This is a genomic window from Myxococcus sp. CA005 (genome assembly GCF_006518205.1).
GTDB classification, from domain to species: Bacteria; Myxococcota; Myxococcia; order Myxococcales; family Myxococcaceae; genus Myxococcus; species Myxococcus xanthus.
Window position 1 is genome coordinate 55,464 of the sequence record NZ_SRLV01000031.1, and the last position, 18,519, is coordinate 73,982.

The window sequence follows — 18,519 nt, forward strand, 5'->3', positions numbered from 1 at the left end:
TGGCTAAGGGCTCTAAATCGCTTGCATTTTCCGGTGCGTTATCCTAGGCAGTCAAGGCCTGCATGGGGGGCGGTTCCTGGTCCACCACCCACCGGCCGGGCTACCAACAACACCGCGTCGCGAGTCCTTCCGCACGGCTTTTCTCGGCGCGTTTGCCCCAGAAGTGACGACAATGGACGGTCTGAATCCCCGGAAGGTTGCCTCGCTCCTGTTCATCATCGGCATCGCGGTGGTGTTCACGCTCCAGTTCGGCCCGGGCAGTTCTGGCTTCGGCGCCACGGGTGGGGCGACGGCGCCCGGTTCGGTGGCCTCGGTGAACGGCAAGGAAATCCCGCTGCGTGACTTCGCCGCGGCCTGGGCCCAGCAGATGAGCTTCCTGCGCTCGCAGGGCAGCCCGGTGCCCGAGTCGCTCGCCCGCCAGTTCGGCATGCATAACCAGGTGCTCGACCGGTTGGTGAACACGGAGCTGCTGGCCCAGGCGGCCGAGCGCCACGGCATCGCCGCGTCCGACGATGAGCTGCGCAAGCTCATCCACCAGAACACGGACTTCCAGAAGGATGGCCAGTTCGACTTCGAGCGCTACCAGCAGGTGCTGCGCGACTTCTACCGGAAGTCCCCGCAGGACTTCGAGGCGGAGCTGCGCCGGCAATTGGCGGCCCAGAAGATGATGGACGTGGTGCGCGGCAACGCGGTGGTGTCGGACGACGAGGTCCGCGCCCGCTTCGAGAAGGAAGGCAACCAGGCGAAGGTCGTCTTCGCGCGCTTCCTGCCGGCCATGTACGCCGACAAGGTCCCCAGCCCCACCGCGGCGCAGCTGGCCGAGTGGAAGAAGGCGCACGAGAAGGACATCAAGGAGTACTTCGAGGCCAACCGCTTCGTGTACCAGCAGCCGGAGCGCATCCGTGCGCGGCAGGTGCTGGTGAAGCTGCCCCCGGAGGCCACCGCCGACCAGAAGAAGGCGGCCCTGGAGAAGGCGCAGGCGCTGCGCAAGGAAATCGAGGGCGGCAAGGACTTCGCCCAGGTGGCGCGTGACAGCAGCGAGGACCCGGGCAGCAAGGCGCGCGGTGGCGACCTGGGCTGGGTGGAGCGCGGCAGCTGGGAACCGGCGCTGGCGGACGCGGCCTTCGCGCTGAAGCAGGGCGAGGTGACGCAGCCGGTGGAGACGAAGTTCGGCGTGCACCTGGTGAAGGTGGATGAGAAGCAGGCCGCCCAGGACAAGAAGCTCGAGGACGTCCAGGACGAGATTGCCACCACGCTCTACAAGCAGGACCGCGCCAAGCAGCAGGCCCGCGCCGAGGCGGAGAAGGCGTTGGCCTCCGCCAAGGCGGGCCAGGACCTGAAGACGCTCTTCCCGCCGGAGAAGGAGCAGCCCGCGCTGCTGCGCTTCGAGACGGAGACGCGCCCGGAGGCCGTGGAGACGGACAGCTTCACCGCCGAGGGTGAGGCGGTGCCTCACCTGGGCCCCGCGCCCGAACTGGTGAAGGCGGCCTTCGCCGTCAGCGCCCCGCAGCCGCTCGACAGCGTGTTCCCCCTGGGTGAGGGCTTCGTGGTGGCGCAGGTGGTGGAGCGCCAGAAGCCGGACGCCGAGGGCTTTGACAAGCGCAAGGAGGAACTGCGCGCCCAGGCCCGTCAGGCCAAGCAGATTGAGCTGACGGAGTCCTTCCTCAAGGCGCTGCGTGAGCAGGGCTCGGTGGTAACGAACACCGCCGCCATCGACTCCGTGGTGGGCACCGGGTGAGTCCCGGCGTCCAACCGTGACGCCCCCGAGGGCCGGGCCGAGGGTACTCCCCTCCCCGGCCCTCTCTCATTGCGGGCTTCGCGGCCAACAGCGCCGAAGCGCCAGCTACCGCTCCGGGAACTCGTGGGAGCCTGTGCCGCCGTTCGGAGCAATGGGCTCGGCGATGCAGAGCGCGTCCCGGCCCCGGGCCTTGGCCGCGTACATGGCGAAGTCCGCCGCGCGGATGAGGTCCAGCGCGGACGAGGCATGGTCCGGGTAGGTGGCCACGCCCACGCTGGCGGTGAGGCGCACGTCCAGGCCCTGCTCCAGGAGGAAGCCCCGCCCCCGAAAGGCCTCGCAGACGCGCTGGCCGATGACGGCCGCGCCCTCCGGGTCCGTCTCCACCAGCAACATGGCGAACTCGTCGCCGCCGTAGCGGAAGACGGCGTCCAGGTTCTGCCGGCCCAGGGTCATCAGCAGGTCCCCCACTTCCTTCAAGGTGGCGCTACCCACCAGGTGCCCATGGGTGTCGTTGATGCTCTTGAAGTGGTCCAGGTCCAGGAAGACGAGCGACAGCGGGTGGCTGAAGCGCTCCGAGCGCTTCACCTCCTGGTCCAGCAAGGCGCGCAGGTGCCGGGCGTTGTAGCAGCCGGTGTGCTCGTCCGTAATCGTCAACTCCTGCACCCGCCGGAAGTTGCGCGCGTTCTCAATCGCGATGGCCGCGTAGTCCGCGATGGCGGTGAGAATGGTGAGGTCCTCGTTGGTGAAGGGGGGGTCCATGGGCCCGTTCACCAGTTCGATGATGCCCAGGACCCGGCCCCGGGCCAGCAGCGGCACCGCGAGGATGGAGCGGGTGTGGAAGGCGGAGGCTTCATCGAAGCGTGGCGAGAAGCTGGGGTCCCCACCCACGTCATGGACGAGCCGCGCCGCGCCGGACGTGAAGACGGCGCCGGCAATGCCCTCGCCCGGGTTGAGCTGGAGGCCCTTGAGCACGTCCGCGCCGTCACCCACCGCGATTTCGAAGTAGAGCTTTCCGGTGCGCTCGTCCTGGAGGATGAGCGACCAGTTGCGAGGCAGCAGCAGGCTGCTGACCTTCTGCATCACCAGCGCCAGCACCTCGCGGAGCTCGAGCGTGGACGTCAGGGCCTTCGCCATCTCATTGAAGGCGGCCAACTGCTCCACTGTCCGCTTCATGGCCGACAGGAGGTCCGCGGGATTCATCCGTAGAGTCCACTCCGGGGCACAAGTCTGGTAAGGCCGGGCCGAGCCGTAACATGCACATGAACGCAGATCAAACGTTGCTCGTCCTGGCCTCGGCGTCGCCGCGACGCAGGGAACTTCTGGCACAGCTGGACATCCGTTTCACCGTTTCCGCGGCGGACATCGACGAAACGCCCCACGCCGGCGAGGCAGCGGAGGCCTATGTCGGGCGGCTCGCCCGGGAGAAGGCCCACGTGGTGGCCTCCCGCCACCCGGGCGCCTGGGTGCTGGCCGCCGACACCACCGTCGCCCTGGGCGCCGAGCTGCTGGGCAAGCCCCGGGACGCCGAGGAAGCCCAGGCCATGCTCACGCGCCTGTCCGGGCGGACGCATGACGTCTACACGGGCGTGGCCCTGGCCGGCCGGCATGAGGAGACGCTGGTGGTCCGCACCCGCGTCACCTTCCGCGCACTGAGCTCCGGGGAGATGTCCTGGTACGCGAACAGCGGCGAGCCCCTGGACAAGGCCGGTGCCTACGCCATCCAGGGCAAGGGCGGTTTCCTGGTGGCGGGCGTGGAAGGCAGCACGTCCAACGTCGTGGGCCTGCCGCTGGGCGAGACAGTGGCCCTGCTGGAGCGGGCCGGCCTCCCCTTGCCCTGGAGGGCCTCATGAGCGGAAGCGTCGCGGAGCGGCTGGCGTCGGTGCGGGAGCGGGTGGTGGCGGCCTGTGCCCGGGCGGGGCGGCCGGTGGAGTCGGTGACGCTGGTGGCGGTGTCCAAGCTGAAGCCCGCGGACCTCATCCGCGAGGCCTATGCCGCCGGTCAGCGCGACTTCGGGGAGAACTACGCGCAGGAACTGCGGGACAAGGCCGCGGAGCTGGCGGACCTGGAGGGCCTGCGCTGGCATTCCATTGGGGCGCTCCAGACGAACAAGGTGAAGTACGTGGCGCGGGCGGCTGGGGCCTTCCACGCCCTGGACCGGCTGGAGGTCGCTCGCGAGCTGTCGAAGCGCCGCGAGGGCGCCCCGCCCCTGCCCGTCTACGTCGAGGTCAACGTGGGCGGCGAGGCCACCAAGAGCGGCCTGGCGCCCGACGCGCTCGGCGCCTTCCTGGATGAGGTCCGCGCCCTGCCTGGCCTCCAGGCGGTGGGGCTGATGGCGCTGCCGCCCCCCACGGAGGACGAGGCCCGGGCCCGTGCGGACTTCCAGGCCCTGCGCGAGCTGGCCCGTGTGCACGGGCTGCCGGGCCTGTCCATGGGCACCACCCATGACTTCGAGTGGGCCATTGAAGAAGGCGCCACCGTCGTCCGGGTGGGCACCGCCATCTTCGGTGAGCGCGCGCTCAAATCTCCTTGAACTTCACCCGCCCCTCCGAGTTCACGCTGACCTTGAACTCGGAGCCGCAGTAGTTGCAGCGCACCTCGTCCCCCTGGGCGAGCGCTTCATCCACGGGGTTGTTGGCGTTGCACGAAGGACAGTCGAAGTCCTTGTGCGCCTTGCCACCTCCGCGCGTGGACTCCTTCTCGTCATCGTCGAAGTCGAACGAACCGCCACCACCAGACATGTGCCCCTCCTGCGGGATGGCGCCCGACACCGCGGGCTGCCCCGCGCGGAGGCTACCAGCGGTGTCGTCGAGTGGACACGCCACTGCGCGGCACTGCCGCCTGCCGGGCGAACAGGCCCCGGCCGGGAAGAGGCGTGCGGGAGCGTGACGTGGGAAAGTGTGCCTCCCCGTGAAGTGAGCGGCCAGCATTTGAATGGCTGGTCAACAACCGCGTCAGTGGAAATGGGCGGTGGCGGGAATGGTTCCAAGCCGGGTCTGGCGCGGTGCGGCCCGGCTACCTAATTTCCAAGCGAGGGAGCTCACCCGATGCAAACGCAGTCCAAGTGGGGGTTCGCGGCGGCGCTCGCAGGGCTGGTCTGGTCGGCGACGGCCATGGCCCAGGAGTCCGTGAACCCGGCGTTCGGCCCTGGGGAGCAGAGCTCCTACCGCGTCAGGTACCTGGGCATCACCGCGGGAACCGCGCAGGTGACGGTGGGTGCCCACATGAAGCAGTGGGGCCAGGACGTGTGGCCCATCGTCGCGGTGGCACGCTCCAACGACATGCTGGGCGTGTGGCCTATCAAGGACAAGTTCGTGTCCTACTGGCAGCCGGAGAGCCAGCGTGTGGTGGGCAGTGACTTGCACGCGGATGAGAACGGCTCACGCCGCCGGCAGCGCATCAAGATGGAGCCGGACGGCAAGACGGCCTTCGTGGTGAAGCAGAAGGAAGGCGAGTCCCCGCGCGAGTCCACCCGCGAGGTGATGGAGGGCACGCTGGATGTCACCGGTGCGACGTTCGCATTGCGCAACCGGGAGCTGGTCGTGGGGCAGGAGTATGCCTATCCCGTCTTCACCGGCAGCAAGCAGTTCACCCTTCGGGCGAAGGTGGAAGGGCGTGAAGTCCTGGGCACGGCGATGGGCGACAAAGAGGTCTTCAAGCTCAGCGTGAAGACGGAGTTTGGCGGCAACCTCGCCTCGAAGCGGGACATGTTCGTCTACTTCACCACGGACTCCAGCCACGTGCCGGTGCGGGTGGAGGCGGAGTTCGCGCTGGGCACTATCGTCGCGGAGATAACCGACTACAAGCCGGGCCGGAGCATGACGGTGGCCCGCGCCGAGAATGGCGGGTAGCACCCGCCGGAGAGTGAAGGGGGCGGATGGGGGCAGGATGGGCGTGGGCGGTGGTGGCGGCGATGTCCGCCACGCAGGAGCCTCAGGTGGTGTCGCCCCTGGTCAAGGTCCGGCCGGGCGAAGCAGTGAAGGGACGCAAGGAGGCGCGCCTCAGCCTCGCGCGCGGTGAGTGTGAGGCCGTGCAGGTGGTGCTTCCCGGCCGGGTGGAGCGCCCCGCCGTGGAGTCGCTGACGTTGAAGGGCCCGGGCGCGGCGCTGAAGGCCAGCGTCTGGCGCGAGGCCTTCATCGACGTGAAGACGCCGTCCAACGGCCAGGGCCACAAGGGCCCGTGGCCCGACGCGCTGGTTCCGGTGGATGCGCCGGGACATGACTCGAAGCTGCCCACCGTCTTCTACGTGGAGGTGTGCGCCCCGGAGAAGCAGGAGCCGGGGACGTACCGGGGACAGCTGCTGGTGAAGGCGGGTGGCGCGAAGTTCCGGCCAGTGCCGTTCACCGCCGAGGTGCAGCCCTTCGCCCTGCCCGCCACGTCCTCGCTGCCCAACAGCTTCGGGGTGTCGATGTACAGCATCGCCCGGGGCCACGGCGTGGCGCCGGAGTCGGCGGAGTCACGCAAGCTGTTGCGTGACTACGGACGCGCGCTCCTGGAGCACCGGGTGAGTGCCCACGGCATGAGCATGACGCCACCTCCCGTGCGCTTCGAGAAGGGCCGCGCGGTACTGGACTGGCGCGAGTACGACGCGGAGATGGCGCCCTTCCTGGACGGCAGCCTGCTGCCCTCCGGCGCCCGCTTCACCAGCACCGACGTGCGTGACAGCAAGCAGGCGAAGACGGACGCGGAGAAGACGGCGTACTACCGCGCCTTCGCCGAGCACTTCCGCGAGAAGGGCTGGCCCGCGCAGCTCTTCTTCTACGCCAAGGACGAACCCAAGCCCGAGGACGTGCCGCTGGTGAAGGCCCAGTCCACGCGGGTGCGCGCGGCGGGCAAGATTCCCGTGCTCGTCACCAGCCCGCTGGATGACGCGCTGAATGGCTCGGCGGACATCCTCACGCCCACGCTCAACTGCTTCTACCCGCGCCCCGGGCCGCAGACGTGCCGCAGCGTGGTGGAGGCGCGCGCGCTGCGCAAACGGCTGGCAGGTGACACCCGGGTGTGGTGGTACCAGAGCTGCAATTCGCACGGCTGCAACGGCGGCCCCCCGGCGGACAAGGCGGTGGACGCGGCCTACAGCGGCTGGGCTTCGTACATGGTGGACCACCCCGCCCCGCTCAACCGGGCCATGGGCGTGCTCGCCTTCTCCTCCGGCGTGGACGGCGAGCTCTATTTCGACACCGTCTTCGCCTACAACACGAAGAAGGACCCCTGGAAGGACGTCTTCGAGTTCGGCGGCAACGGCGACGGCACCCTCTTCTATCCGGGGACACCCGCCAGGGTGGGTCCTTCTGGCCACCAGCCCATCCTCACGCTGCGGCTGAAGCACATCCGGGACGGACTGGAGGACTACGAGTACCTCCGGTTGCTCGCTGAGCTGGGGGACGCCACCTTCGCCCGGACGGCCGCGCGCAAGTTGGCGCGCACCGGTTGGGACATCAACGCGGATGCGGGAGAATGGGAGGCGGTCCGCGAGGAAGTCACCACCCGGCTCCGGAAGCGCTGGGCGGAGTCCGAATATGCGAAGCGCACGGACCGTCAGACGCCGCAGAGCACCCCGTAGTCTCTGGAAGGAAAAGGATGAGCCCCCTGCGCACCCTCTTCGCGGCCCTGTTGTCACTGTCCAGCGTCAGCGCCTGGGCCCAGCTGCCGGACGCGGAGGCGGACGCGCCGGAGGCTGAGAGCGCCAAGGCCGAGGAGCCCGAGGCGCCCCTCACCGTGGCACCGTGCAACGCCGCGCTGCCGGCGCTGCGCACGCCCCTGGCGTTCATGCCGGGTGAGGTGCTCGAGTTCGACCTCGACGCCATGGGCGCTCAGGCGGGCACCATGACGATGCGCGTCCACAAGCAGAAGGATGGGCATCTCCCCATCCAGGTGGAGGCGCAGACCAACACCTTCTTCTCCAAGGTGCGGCGCGTGCGCGGCAGTGCCACCGCGTACCTCCACCCTCGCACGCTGCGCCCCAATCGCTACGTCGAAGACACCATGGAGAACGAACAGCGCCGCAAGGTGGAGGTCGCGTTCGGCCAGAAGGAGCGCACCGTCAAGGTCGACTACCAGTTCGGCCAGCGCCCCAAGGGGCAGTTCAACTACACCTTCGACAAGGACGGCCTGGATGTGGCCGGGGCCATCTACCTGCTGCGCCAACTGCCGCTCAAGGACGACCTCCAGGTGTGCTTCGACGTCTACGGCGTGCGCCGCATGTGGCGCATGCAGGGCGCAGTGGTGAAGCGCGAACAGGTGACGACGCCGCTGGGCCAATTCAATGCCTGGCACGTGACGGGCACCGCCGTGCGACTGGACCGGCCCAAGCAGAAGCGCGAAGTCCACGTCTGGATTTCAGACGACGCGCGACGCCTGCCGCTGGCCGCCGTGGGCACCATCGACCTGGGCGCCGTGCGCGCCACCCTCACCTCCGTGTCGCGTCCGGGTGAGAAACCGCAAAAGAGTGAGGGCCAAGAAACGATGAAGTGGTGAGCGGCTGACGCACCACTTCGTTGCTGCACTCAAGGCCCGTGGCCCTGCGCCGCGGGCCTTCTCATTTGCCAGAAACGTGACGGGCGGGCCCGGCCCCTGGAGGAAGCCCTCCTCTGGCACAGCGGCGAAGGTTCCCGGGTTCGCGCTGAGGGCCGGGGCGCGTCGGCGCGCCGGGCTTCGGCCCTGACTGGAAAATTGACGGAGTGCTACCTGCCTGTAGCGTCGAGGCCATGCCCCCTCCGGCCCTGACCCTCGTCGCCCCTACGCCGTCGCGCCGTGCGGACCCGGTCCGGGTGGCGGTGGAACAGCTCGCCCGCTCACTGCCTGCGCGCACTGACGCGGCTGTGCTCCTGGACCTGCTGGAGGATGACCTCCGTGAGGGATTGGATGCGCTTGGCGAGGTGGAGGCCCATTTCACGGACCTGCTCGACACGCTTCGCACGGAAGCGGTGACACCGGCCGCGCTGGTGGAATCGGGTGATGACCTGCGCGTCCTTCAACAGTTGGATTCACTCCACGACGCCGTCGTGCGGCTGCGCAAGCGCCTGTCCCAGGCCGCGAGCATGAATCGGCTGGCACATGCGCCGGTGCGCAGCCGCTGACACGCTGCTGTGAAGCCTCGTTCTAACGCCTGCCCCAGCCGCAGGCAGTGCCAGCGCACGGCCGCGAACGCCGATGCACTGCCTCGACAATGCCCGTTTCGGGCCGAGAGCAGGCGACGGCCCGCGCCAATGCGCTACCGCTCCCCGTCATCCCGGCGGCCTTGTCGTTACGAACCTCCACTCAAGGACCCGCCGCGGCAGGCGCGGCGGGAGCGGGAGCGGGAGCGGGAGCGGTCGTCGCGGGCCCCAACACGGGAGAAGGCGTCGCGGGCAGCGGGAGCGCTGGCGCGGCGTTGAGCGGCGCGGGCGTCCCCAACAACGGCGTCGGAGTCCCGGCATTCAGCGGCGCCGGCGTGCTCAGCAACGCCGGCGGCGGCGTGGCAGGATTCGAGTTGAGCGGAGGCTCGGTGGCGATGATTCCCGCGCTGGACTGCCCCGTGCCGATAAACGCACCGAACGAGCCCGGCGCCAGCGGCTGCACCGTGAACGAACCGAAGGTGGACATGGTGGGCGGCGTCGCGAACGCCCCCGTCGTCGTGCCTCTCCCGGGCGTCCCCGCCACCACGGTGGTCCCATCCAACGGCGTCACCGGAAGCTGTCCCGAGTATGTCACGGGCGTGTTCGTCACCATCGGCACGGGCAGGCCCCCACTGATGATCTCAGGCGTCACCGGCACCCCTGGCACCGTCGTGGTCTGCACGGGCGCAGTCGCCAGGCGCCCTGGAGCCGTCGCCGGCACCGTCACCCGCGTCACGGCCCCCGTATCCTGAAGCGCCCCAGCCGTCCCACCGCCTCCGATGGCCGAAGGCGCGGGCGGAGGCGACGCGGTAACAGGCGCCCCTACCACGGCGGAGGGCGGTACCGGCGTCAGTGAGCGCCAGCTCAGCGGCGGATTGCCCGTGTTCTCCACGAAGGGCCGTGAACGCACCGCCGTGCCGCCCACGTCGATGGCTACGTCCTCAAACACGAACTGGATGAAGCCGCGCGGCTCGAGCTGCGGCGGGAGGTTCCACACCAGCACCACGAGCTCCGTGTCGTCGTAGCGAGCCTGACGCAGCAGCCGGTGGGTGTCGTCATCCGCGTACGCGCCTGCGGCCAGCGCCGCCGCGTGCACGAAGGCCGTGTCCGTCAGAAGCTGTCCGTTGCGCCAGACGCTACCCACGCCCCAGACAGCCACCGCGGCGTGGGTACGCGTCATCGCCGTCCAGCCCAGGCCACTGTCCCCATAGAGCGGGACGTCCAGCAACACGCCGCCGCCAATGGCATGTTGAGGCGGGCGAGGAGGCGGGCCCGAGCCCCCCTTCCCCTGCTCCGGCGGGAAACCAGGCCGCATCAGCTCGACCCGGTACTCCGTGGCCCCCAGGCGGAAGGACGCTTCCAGCGTCCCCTTATCCCCAAAGGTAGCGCCCGGAAGGGACACGCGGTCCTCCACCGTCAGCGACGCGCTCCCCGTGCCGCTTTCAGCGAGGTCCGTGAAGGGAAGTGAGCCTTGGATGAAGAAGCCGTCTGGCTGCTCGGTCCTCGCGCTGGCCTCGCGGCCCTCGAACGTGAACCCACCTGGCGCCGCAGCCAGCAAACCGGACAGAACGAACGTGGTGAAGGGTCCCGCCATCGACGCTGCCTCCTTGGTTTACAAGGTAGGCAGCGGAGCGGGGAACGGCATGCCCCACCCCTGCGAACTAGATGAGGCCGCGCGCCCTGCGGATCTGCTCGACCGTCTTGTTGTACTCGATGTCGAAGGCGCTGGTGCCCTCCTGCAGGTGCTTCAGGCGGGAGCGAGCCTCCTTGTCGATTTCGTCGTCCACGTCGAGGTGACGCTTCATGACGGCGAAGATCTTCTGACGCAGCCCGTTATCCGCCGAGTACACCTCTTCGACGTTCCGGCTGATGAGCAGGAATTCAATCATCTGGTTGATGACGTACTCGATGCCCTCGTCGCCCATCTTGAAGCCGCGGACGTCCGCCATCTCGCGCTTCACCTGGTTGAACTTGGAATAGTCGTAGCCGCGACGCTCCAGCGCTTCACGCGTCGCCTGGTTCACACGCTCCTCGTTCGCAAGGTACTCACGCATGATGGCTGACAGGTCCATCTCGGCGTCGGCCACGCGCATCGGCTCCACCTCGATGTCCCCGTCCTGCATGAGCTGCTGAACGGCCTCGCGCGAGATGATCGGGATCACCTTCGGATACAGCCTCATGTCGGTCCCTCGCCCTCTGTGAAACGTGCTCGGAATCGTCAACCGCTATAGTTCAGCGCCGAGCCCAGTCGCAATGAAAAACCCCAGGAACGTCGCGCTTCCAGCGCACTTCCCATCAGGTCTGCAGCGGAAATTAATCACGCTGCCCCGGGTGGCGACCCTCCCTGCGTTTTTTCGTCAACGGGTTCGTGCGCGTCGTCAAGGGAAGCCTCCCGTACGGGATCTTCCGCATCCTCTTCTGGATGTCCGTGAAGGCCCGCATGGACGCGTTCCGCCATGGCCGGTCCGACGACCTCCGCGAGCTCCTCGATGGAGGCGTCCCCCACCCGCTTGAGCGAGCCGAAGTGCCGAAGCAGTTGCTTGCGCCGCGTCTCCCCCACGCCCGGGATGTCCTCCAGCGCCGAACGCACCCGGCTCTTGCGCAGCACCTGCTTCTGGAAGGTGATGGCGAAGCGGTGGGCCTCGTCCCGCATTCGCGTGAGCATGAACATCTCCGCCGAGTTCTGGGACAGGACGATGGGGTCCTTGCGCCCCACCACGAAGATGCGCTCGGGGCTCCGGGCGCTCTCCGCGTCGCGGTCGAACACCTCCAGGTCGCGGCTCTTGGCCAGACCCACCACGTCCACCGACTCCACGCCCACGTCCTTCATCGCCGCGTGCGCGCTGGCCAGTTGCCCCTTGCCTCCGTCGATGACGAGCAGGTCCGGCAGGTCATTGTCCTCCAGGCCCTTCTTCAGGCGGCGGGAGATGACCTCGTACATGCTGGCGAAGTCGTCCTGCTTCTCCAGCGTCTTGATTTTGTACTTCCGGTAGCGCGACTTGTCCGCGTCCCCGTCCGTCACCGCCACCTGCGACGCGACGATGGCCGACCCCTGGAAGTGCGAGATGTCGAAGCACTCCATCCGGCACGGGAAGTTGCGCAGCCCCAGCCGCTGTTGGAGCCGGGACAGCACGGTGTCCGTTTCGTCCTTCGTGCGTCGGCGCTCCACGAAGGCCTGTTCGGCGTTCTTCGCCGCCATCTTCACCAGGTCCAGCTTCTCCCCGCGCTTGGGCACCAGGACGCGCACGCGCTCGCCCTTGCGCTCCGTGAGGAGTGCCTCGAGCCCCCCGGTGCCGTCCTCCAGCTCCAGCGGCAGCAGCACCTCCTCCGGCACGAAGCTGCCCTGGTCGTAGTAGAGGTTGACGAACGAGGCGATCAGCTCCTCGTCGGGAAACTCCTGGCTGCCGAAGGGGAAGGCCTGCCCGCCGTTGAGCCGGCCCTGCCGCACCCACAGGACGTAGAACAGGATGCGGTCCCCTTCCCGGTGGAAGGCGAAGACATCCTGGTCCTTGAAGTCGGTGGTGGCGACCTTCTGCCGCTCCAGGCTCCGCTCGATGGCGTTGAGCTGGTCCCGTATCCGCGCGGCCTCCTCGAACTTCAGCTCCTGCGCGGCGCGCTTCATGCGCAGGCGCAGGCCCTCCACCAGCTCCCCCGCCTTGCCCTCCAGGAACATCACCACCTCGTCCACGCTGCGGTGGTAGTCCTCCTGGGGCACCGGGTACACGCACGGGGCCGGGCAACGGCCAATCTGGTGCAACAAGCAGGGCCGCTTGCGGTTGGCCAGCACGTGGTCGGTGCACGTGCGCAGGCGGAAGAAGCGGTTGACCACCCGCAGCGTCTCGCGGATGGCCCCCGCGCTGGAGTACGGCCCGAAGTAGCGCGCGCCGTCGCGCTCGTATTTGCGCACCACTTCCAGGCGCGGATAGGGCTGGGTGCGGTCCAGGCGCAGGGAGATGAACTGCTTGTCGTCCTTGAGCAGGACGTTGAAGCGCGGCCGGTGCTTCTTGATGAGCTCGTTTTCGAGCAGCAGCGCTTCCTTCTCGTTGCTGACGAGCACCGTCTCCAGGTCACCCAGCAACTGGTCCAACAAGGACACGAAGACGCGCGTGTCGCCGGTGCGGTTGAAGTACGAGCGCACCCTGCTGCGCAGGTTGATGGCCTTGCCCACGTAGATGACCTGACCCCGGCGGTCCTTCATCAGGTACACGCCGGGCTCGGTGGGCAGTGCGTCCAGCTTCTCCAGGAGCTTCGCGTCCATGCCAGCCCCCGCCTACTTGCGGCTCCGGGCCCGCGCGGAGCGTCCTCCGCCCCCGCGCCCCTTGCCCTTCTTCGGGGCTTCCGCTTCCGCCGCCTTCGCCGGGGCCCGCAGCAGCGAGCGCGACGCCGGCTTGAGCCCCAGGTCCATGTCCTTCAAGAGCTGCACGCGGTCCCGGTACTCGGCCGCCTTCTCGAACTGCATCTCGTCCGCGGCGGCGAGCATGTCCTTGGTGAATTCCTCGATGAGCCGCTTGATTTCCTTCGGCTGGAGGACGTCGTCCTCGCCTTCGGCCGCCATCGGCAGGGCGCCCACGTCACCCGCATCGTAGGCCGCGTGCTCGGACAAGTCGGTGATGTTGCTCTTCACCGAACGCGGGGTGATGCCGTGCTCCTGGTTGTACGCGCGCTGGATGTCGCGGCGGCGCGTCGTCTCCTCCAGGGCCTTCTTCATGGAGTCGGTGACGTTGTCCGCGTACATGATGACGCGGCCGCTCACGTTACGGGCCGCGCGGCCAATCGTCTGGATGAGGGAGACGTGGCTGCGCAGGAAGCCTTCCTTGTCCGCGTCCAGGATGGCCACCAGGGACACCTCGGGGATGTCCAGGCCCTCGCGCAGCAGGTTGATGCCCACCAGGACGTCGAACTCGCCCTTGCGCAAGTCACGGATGATGGCCATGCGCTCAATCGCGTCGATGTCCGAGTGCAGGTAGCGCACGCGCACGCCTACGTCGGAGAAGTACTCCGTGAGGTCTTCCGCCATGCGCTTGGTGAGCGTCGTCACCAGGACGCGCTCGCTGCGGGACACGCGCTGACGCACCTCCTCCAGCAGGTCGTCCACCTGATTGCCCACGGGGCGAATCTCCACCTCCGGGTCGGTCAGGCCCGTGGGGCGGATGATCTGCTCCACCACCACACCCTGCGACTTCTGCAGCTCGTACTCCGCCGGCGTCGCGGAGACGAAGATGGCCTGGGGCACCAGCTCCTCGAACTCACCGAACTTGAGCGGGCGGTTGTCCAGCGCGCTGGGCAGGCGGAAGCCGAAGCCCACCAGCGTCTCCTTGCGCGCGCGGTCGCCGCGGTACATGGCGCCAATCTGCGGCACCGTCTGGTGGCTCTCATCGAGCATCACCAGCAGGTTGCGTGGGAAGTAGTCGATGAGGCACGGCGGCGGCTCTCCCGCCGCGCGGCCGGAGAAGTGCCGGGAGTAGTTCTCGATGCCACTGCAGTAGCCGACCTGCTCAATCATCTCCAGGTCGAACATGGCGCGCTGCTCCAGCCGCTGAGCCTCGAGCAGCTTGCCCTCGCGCTTGAATGTCTGCAGTTGTTCGGACAGCTCGTCGCGAATGGTCTGGATCGCGCGCCGACGCACGTCCTCCTCGGCCACGTAGTGGCTGGCGGGGAAGATGACGATTTTCTCCAGCGCGCCCAACGTCACGCCGCGCAGCGGGTCGAACTCGGTGACGCGCTCCACCTCGTCGCCAAAGAAGCTGACGCGCACGGCCCGCTCCTCCTCGTACGCGGGAAACACCTCGACGGTGTCTCCGCGCGCGCGGAAGGTGCCGCGGTGGAAGTCCAGGTCGTTGCGCTTGTACTGGGCCTCCACCAGCTTGCGCATGAAGGTGTCGCGCCCCATCTCCTCGCCCACCGCCGCGCGCACCGCCAACTCCACGTAGCTGCGGGCCGCGCCCAGGCCGTAGATGCAGGACACGCTGGCGACGATGATGACGTCGTCCCGCGTGCGCAGCGAATGGGTGGCCGAGTGGCGCATCCGTTCGATGTTGTCGTTGATGGACGAGTCCTTCTCGATGAAGGTGTCCGTCGACGGAACGTAGGCCTCGGGCTGGTAGTAGTCGTAGTACGAGACGAAGTACTCGACGGCGTTGTGCGGAAAGAGCGCCTTGAATTCGCCGTAGAGCTGCGCGGCCAGCGTCTTGTTATGGGCCATCACCAGCGTGGGCCGCTGCACGTTGGCGATGATGTTCGCCATCGTGAACGTCTTGCCTGACCCGGTGACGCCCAGGAGGGTTTGGTAGCGGTCACCCCGCAGAAGGCCCTGCGTGAGTTCGCCAATGGCCCTCGGCTGGTCGCCTCCGGGACTGTGTTCGCTGACGAGCTGGAAGTCCGACATAGCCGCGAGACTTAACACCGCGCGGGAGGGAAGGCCGGATGTTCGTCACCGCGCTACTTCGAAGTGTCCTGTCGCTTCAGCGCTTCCAGGGATTGCAGCCGGGCAGCCTCGAACTCATCCCCCTTGTTCCAGCGCGGCAGCTCCGGTTGCCGGGCAACGTGGGCCCCCAGCAGGAAGAACAGGCGGATGTCCTCCACCGCGCCGGAAAAGTCCCAATCCGGACGCAGCTCGTCCGACGGCTGGTGGTAGTGCTTCGACTCCCAGACTTCCCGCTGCTGCTTGCCCCAGCCCTCCGGCTTGCCGATGAAGTCCATCCCACTGCCGAAGTACGCGGCGGGAATGCCCCGCTTGGCGAAGTTGAACTGGTCCGACCGGTAGAAGAAGCCGCGGTCCGACAGCTGGTCCGCCTTCACCACCCGGCCCTGCGTCTTCGCCAGGGCGACCAGTGTGGCGTCCAGGTTGGATTTGCCCAGGCCAATGACGGTGAGGTCGCGGGTGCGGCCATGGATGTTGGCGCCGTCGATGTTGATGTTGGCGGCGACCCGGCCGTGGGGCACGGGCGGGTGCTCGGCCAGGTACTGCGAGCCCAGCAGCCCCTGCTCCTCGGCGGCCACGGCGGCGAAGAGGATGGAGCGGCGCGGCGCCTTGGGAAGGGCCTTGAACGCCTTGGCGATGTTGAGCATCGCCGACACACCGGACGCGTTGTCGAGCGCGCCGTTGTAGATGGTGTCCTCGCCCGGCTTGCCGCCTTCCTTGCGGCCCAGGTGGTCATGGTGCGCGGTGTAGAGCACCACCTCCTGGGACAGCTTCGGGTCACTTCCGGGCAGCAGCGCCAACACGTTGGCGGTGGGACTGCGGCGCACCGTGTTGGTGAGGCGCGACGACACCGTCACCCCGAGTGGCACGGGCTGGAAGTCGCGCTTCTGCGCGGCGGCCCACAGCGCGCCCAGGTCCTTGCCCGCCAGTTGCAACACCCGGCGCGTGGCCTGCTCGGTCGTCCAGGCCTTCACCTGGAGGCGGGGCCCCTCCGCCGCGGGCAACTCGAACTGCTCACCCGTCCACGACGTCTGCACCACCTGCCACGGGTAGCCCGCGCTCGGCGTGGTGTGGATGATGATGGCGCCCGCCGCGCCCATCTTCGCGGCCTGCTCGTACTTGTAATCCCAGCGGCCGTACCAGAGCCGCGTCTTCCCCGCGAAGAGCTGCGGGTCATCCTCCGGGTCGCTGTTGAGGATGAGCAGCGTCTTGCCGCGCAGGTCCATCCCCTTGAAATCGTCCCACTTGTACTCGGGGGCCTGGATGCCGTAGCCCACGAAGACGAGCTCGGACGCCGCCAGCTTCGACTCGGGGGACTGCACGCCGGACACGGCGATGAAGTCCGTGTGGAAGTCCAGGTGCACCGCGCCCTGGGGCGCCTGGAACGACAATTCCTTGGGGCTGCTGGTGACGCCCACCAGGTCAAAAGGCTGCAGGTACGAGCCGTCCGTGCCCAACGGCTGCAACCCGAGCGCCTCGAACTGCGAAGCGATGTACGCCTGCGCGAGCGCGTCCCCTCGTGTGCCGGGACCACGGCCCTCCAGCAGGTCATTCGCGAGGAAGCGCACGTGCGCACGCAGCACCTCCGGAGCGATGACACCGGACGCGGACTTCTCCGCGGGCGTCGTCAACTGCACGCGCTGCGCGAGCGCCGGAGCGGAGCAGAGGGCGAGAAGCAGGGGCAGCGAGCGCATCATGGTGTCCCGAGCCCTAACATGAAGCCCGGGACACCCGAAGCACTGCATCAGCCCTGGAGCGGCGCCACCTTCCACGTCGTGCCAGCGGGCGTGTCCATGATTTCCACGCCCTTCTCCTTCAGCTCGCTTCGCACCCGGTCTGCGGCGGCGAAGTCTTTCGCCGCGCGGGCAGCGGTGCGCTCGCCCAGCAGGCGCTCCACCTCCGCCACGTCGATGCCCCGCTCGCGCACAGCGCGCTCGCGGCGGCGCAGCAGCCACGCATCGGGCGCGTCCTCGAAGAGGCCCAGGACGCTGGACACCCTGCGCACATCCTCACGCAGCGCGTGCAGTGTGCGGCCCACCAGGGCCTTGTCCTTCACGGGCGGCTTGTCGGTCAGCTCGTTCATCATCCCGAAGAGCCCCGACAGCGAGCCCAGACCGCCCGCGGTATTGAAGTCGTCGTCCATGGCGGACTCGAACTCGGTGAAGAAGCGCTGCGGGTCGCCATGCAGGGGCCCCTTGCCGAAGTCCTTCCCCGAGATTCGCTCGTCCACCTTGCGGAGCGTCTCGTAGAAGTACTCCATGCGCGTCTCCGCATCCGCCAGCGCCTTGTCGGAGAACGACAGCGGGTGACGGTAGTGCGTGGCGAGGAAGAAGAAGCGCAGCGCTTCCGGGTCCACCTTGGTCAGCGCGTCGCGCAGGCGCACCACGTTGCCCAGCGACTTGGACATCTTCGCGCCTTCCAGGTCCAGGAAGCCGCAGTGCATCCAATACCGGGCGAACGTCACCCCGTTGGCGGACTCGCTCTGAGCGATTTCGTTCTCGTGGTGGGGGAAGATGAGGTCCAGCGCGCCGCCGTGGATGTCGAACGTCTCACCCAGGTACTTCGCGCTCATGGCGGAGCACTCGATGTGCCAGCCCGGACGGCCGGGGCCCCAGGGGCTCTCCCATGCGGGCTCTCCCGGCTTGGCCGCCTTCCACAGGGCGAAGTCGAGCGGCTCGCGCTTCTGCTCACCCGGCTGCACGCGCTCGCCCACGCACAGCTCGTCCAGGTTGCGCTTGGACAGCTTCGCGTAGTCCTCGTCGCTGCTCACGGAGAAGTACACGTCGCCCTGGGAGGCGTACGCGTGGCCCTTGTCCACGAGCTTCTGGATGATGGCGATGATTTCGGGGAGGTGGTCGCTCACCCGCGGCGAGAAGTCCGGCTCCAGCAGGTGGAGCGCCCGGGTGTCCTCCCGGAAAATCTCCACGTAGCGCGCCGCCAGCTCCACGGGGGCCTCCCCCGTCTCCGCGGCCGCCTTGATGATCTTGTCGTCCACGTCCGTGAAGTTGCGGACGTACCGGACCTTCAGGCCCCGGTGACGGAGGTAGCGGACCACCACGTCGAAGGAGGTGAAGGTGCGGGCATTCCCGATATGGATGTAGCTGTAGACGGTAGGACCACAGACGTAGACCCCCACCTCGCCAGGAATGGCGGGCTGCAGCAGCTCCTTCTGCATGGTCATCGTGTTGAAGAGCCGAATGGCGGGCGGGGTCACGTGCGGCAATCCTCTCGGGTCCATAGGCGTGGGTGTGTCCCGCACTCTAGAG

The 18,519-nt window shown here is 68.1% G+C and carries 15 protein-coding genes; 7 read left to right on the top strand and 8 right to left on the bottom strand.

All coding sequences use genetic code 11. The features are described from left to right. Positions 1-172 precede the first annotated feature (172 nt). Entirely contained in the window at positions 173-1,738 is a 1,566-nt protein-coding gene (locus tag FMQ63_RS16120) for a peptidylprolyl isomerase (RefSeq protein WP_026113966.1), read from the top strand. A gap of 105 nt (positions 1,739-1,843) precedes the next feature. On the opposite strand, the gene FMQ63_RS16125 is transcribed toward FMQ63_RS16120, so the two are convergent. After that, entirely contained in the window at positions 1,844-2,938 is a 1,095-nt protein-coding gene (locus FMQ63_RS16125) for a sensor domain-containing diguanylate cyclase (protein WP_011552713.1), read from the bottom strand. A gap of 53 nt (positions 2,939-2,991) precedes the next feature. Here FMQ63_RS16125 and FMQ63_RS16130 point away from each other — a divergent pair, with 53 nt between their 5' ends. Further along, on the top strand, positions 2,992-3,588 hold the full coding sequence (locus FMQ63_RS16130; RefSeq protein WP_020477649.1) for a nucleoside triphosphate pyrophosphatase: 597 nt from the start codon (positions 2,992-2,994) through the stop codon (positions 3,586-3,588). Continuing rightward, positions 3,585-4,268, top strand: a complete 684-nt coding sequence (locus tag FMQ63_RS16135) for a YggS family pyridoxal phosphate-dependent enzyme (RefSeq protein WP_011552711.1) — start codon at positions 3,585-3,587, stop codon at positions 4,266-4,268. Before FMQ63_RS16130 ends, FMQ63_RS16135 begins: the two co-directional genes overlap by 4 nt. Here the strand turns inward: FMQ63_RS16135 and FMQ63_RS16140 are convergent. Next, positions 4,255-4,476, bottom strand: a complete 222-nt coding sequence (locus FMQ63_RS16140) for a hypothetical protein (RefSeq protein ID WP_020477648.1) — start codon at positions 4,474-4,476, stop codon at positions 4,255-4,257. The two genes, FMQ63_RS16135 and FMQ63_RS16140, sit on opposite strands and share 14 nt — an antisense overlap. A 306-nt stretch (positions 4,477-4,782) precedes the next feature. Between FMQ63_RS16140 and FMQ63_RS16145 the strand changes: the two genes are divergently transcribed. The 4 genes from FMQ63_RS16145 (at position 4,783) to FMQ63_RS16165 (ending at position 8,814) form a co-directional block, all read left to right on the top strand. Beyond that, entirely contained in the window at positions 4,783-5,586 is an 804-nt protein-coding gene (locus FMQ63_RS16145) for a DUF3108 domain-containing protein (protein ID WP_020477647.1), read from the top strand. Positions 5,587-5,612: 26 nt separating this feature from the next. Further along, positions 5,613-7,298, top strand: coding sequence for a DUF4091 domain-containing protein (locus FMQ63_RS16150; RefSeq protein WP_011552708.1), 1,686 nt, complete (start codon positions 5,613-5,615; stop codon positions 7,296-7,298). A gap of 17 nt (positions 7,299-7,315) precedes the next feature. After that, positions 7,316-8,212: a DUF3108 domain-containing protein gene (locus FMQ63_RS16155; protein WP_011552707.1), complete on the top strand. Its 897-nt coding sequence runs from the start codon at positions 7,316-7,318 to the stop codon at positions 8,210-8,212. Between the two features lie 230 nt (positions 8,213-8,442). Beyond that, entirely contained in the window at positions 8,443-8,814 is a 372-nt protein-coding gene (locus tag FMQ63_RS16165; protein ID WP_171452246.1) for a hypothetical protein, read from the top strand. A 181-nt stretch (positions 8,815-8,995) separates the two neighbouring features. On the opposite strand, the gene FMQ63_RS16170 is transcribed toward FMQ63_RS16165, so the two are convergent. From FMQ63_RS16170 to cysS, 6 genes are all read right to left on the bottom strand, one after another. Then, positions 8,996-10,426: a hypothetical protein gene (locus tag FMQ63_RS16170; protein WP_011552705.1), complete on the bottom strand. Its 1,431-nt coding sequence runs from the start codon at positions 10,424-10,426 to the stop codon at positions 8,996-8,998. A 67-nt stretch (positions 10,427-10,493) separates the two neighbouring features. After that, positions 10,494-11,012, bottom strand: coding sequence for a DUF507 family protein (locus FMQ63_RS16175; protein ID WP_011552704.1), 519 nt, complete (start codon positions 11,010-11,012; stop codon positions 10,494-10,496). A gap of 137 nt (positions 11,013-11,149) precedes the next feature. After that, a complete protein-coding gene (gene uvrC, locus FMQ63_RS16180; protein WP_011552703.1) occupies positions 11,150-13,090 on the bottom strand; it encodes an excinuclease ABC subunit UvrC in 1,941 nt (646 codons plus the stop codon). Positions 13,091-13,102: 12 nt separating this feature from the next. Then, positions 13,103-15,217, bottom strand: coding sequence for an excinuclease ABC subunit UvrB (uvrB, locus tag FMQ63_RS16185; RefSeq protein WP_011552702.1), 2,115 nt, complete (start codon positions 15,215-15,217; stop codon positions 13,103-13,105). Between the two features lie 53 nt (positions 15,218-15,270). Beyond that, positions 15,271-16,998 (bottom strand): M28 family metallopeptidase, encoded by a 1,728-nt coding sequence (locus FMQ63_RS16190; RefSeq protein WP_011552701.1) that lies wholly within the window; start codon positions 16,996-16,998, stop codon positions 15,271-15,273. Beyond that, positions 16,998-18,491 carry a cysteine--tRNA ligase gene (gene cysS, locus FMQ63_RS16195; RefSeq protein WP_044273592.1) on the bottom strand — a complete coding sequence of 498 codons (1,494 nt, stop codon included), beginning with the start codon at positions 18,489-18,491 and terminating at the stop codon, positions 16,998-17,000. The genes FMQ63_RS16190 and cysS overlap by 1 nt, the downstream gene beginning before the upstream one ends. Positions 18,492-18,519: the final 28 nt, after the last annotated feature.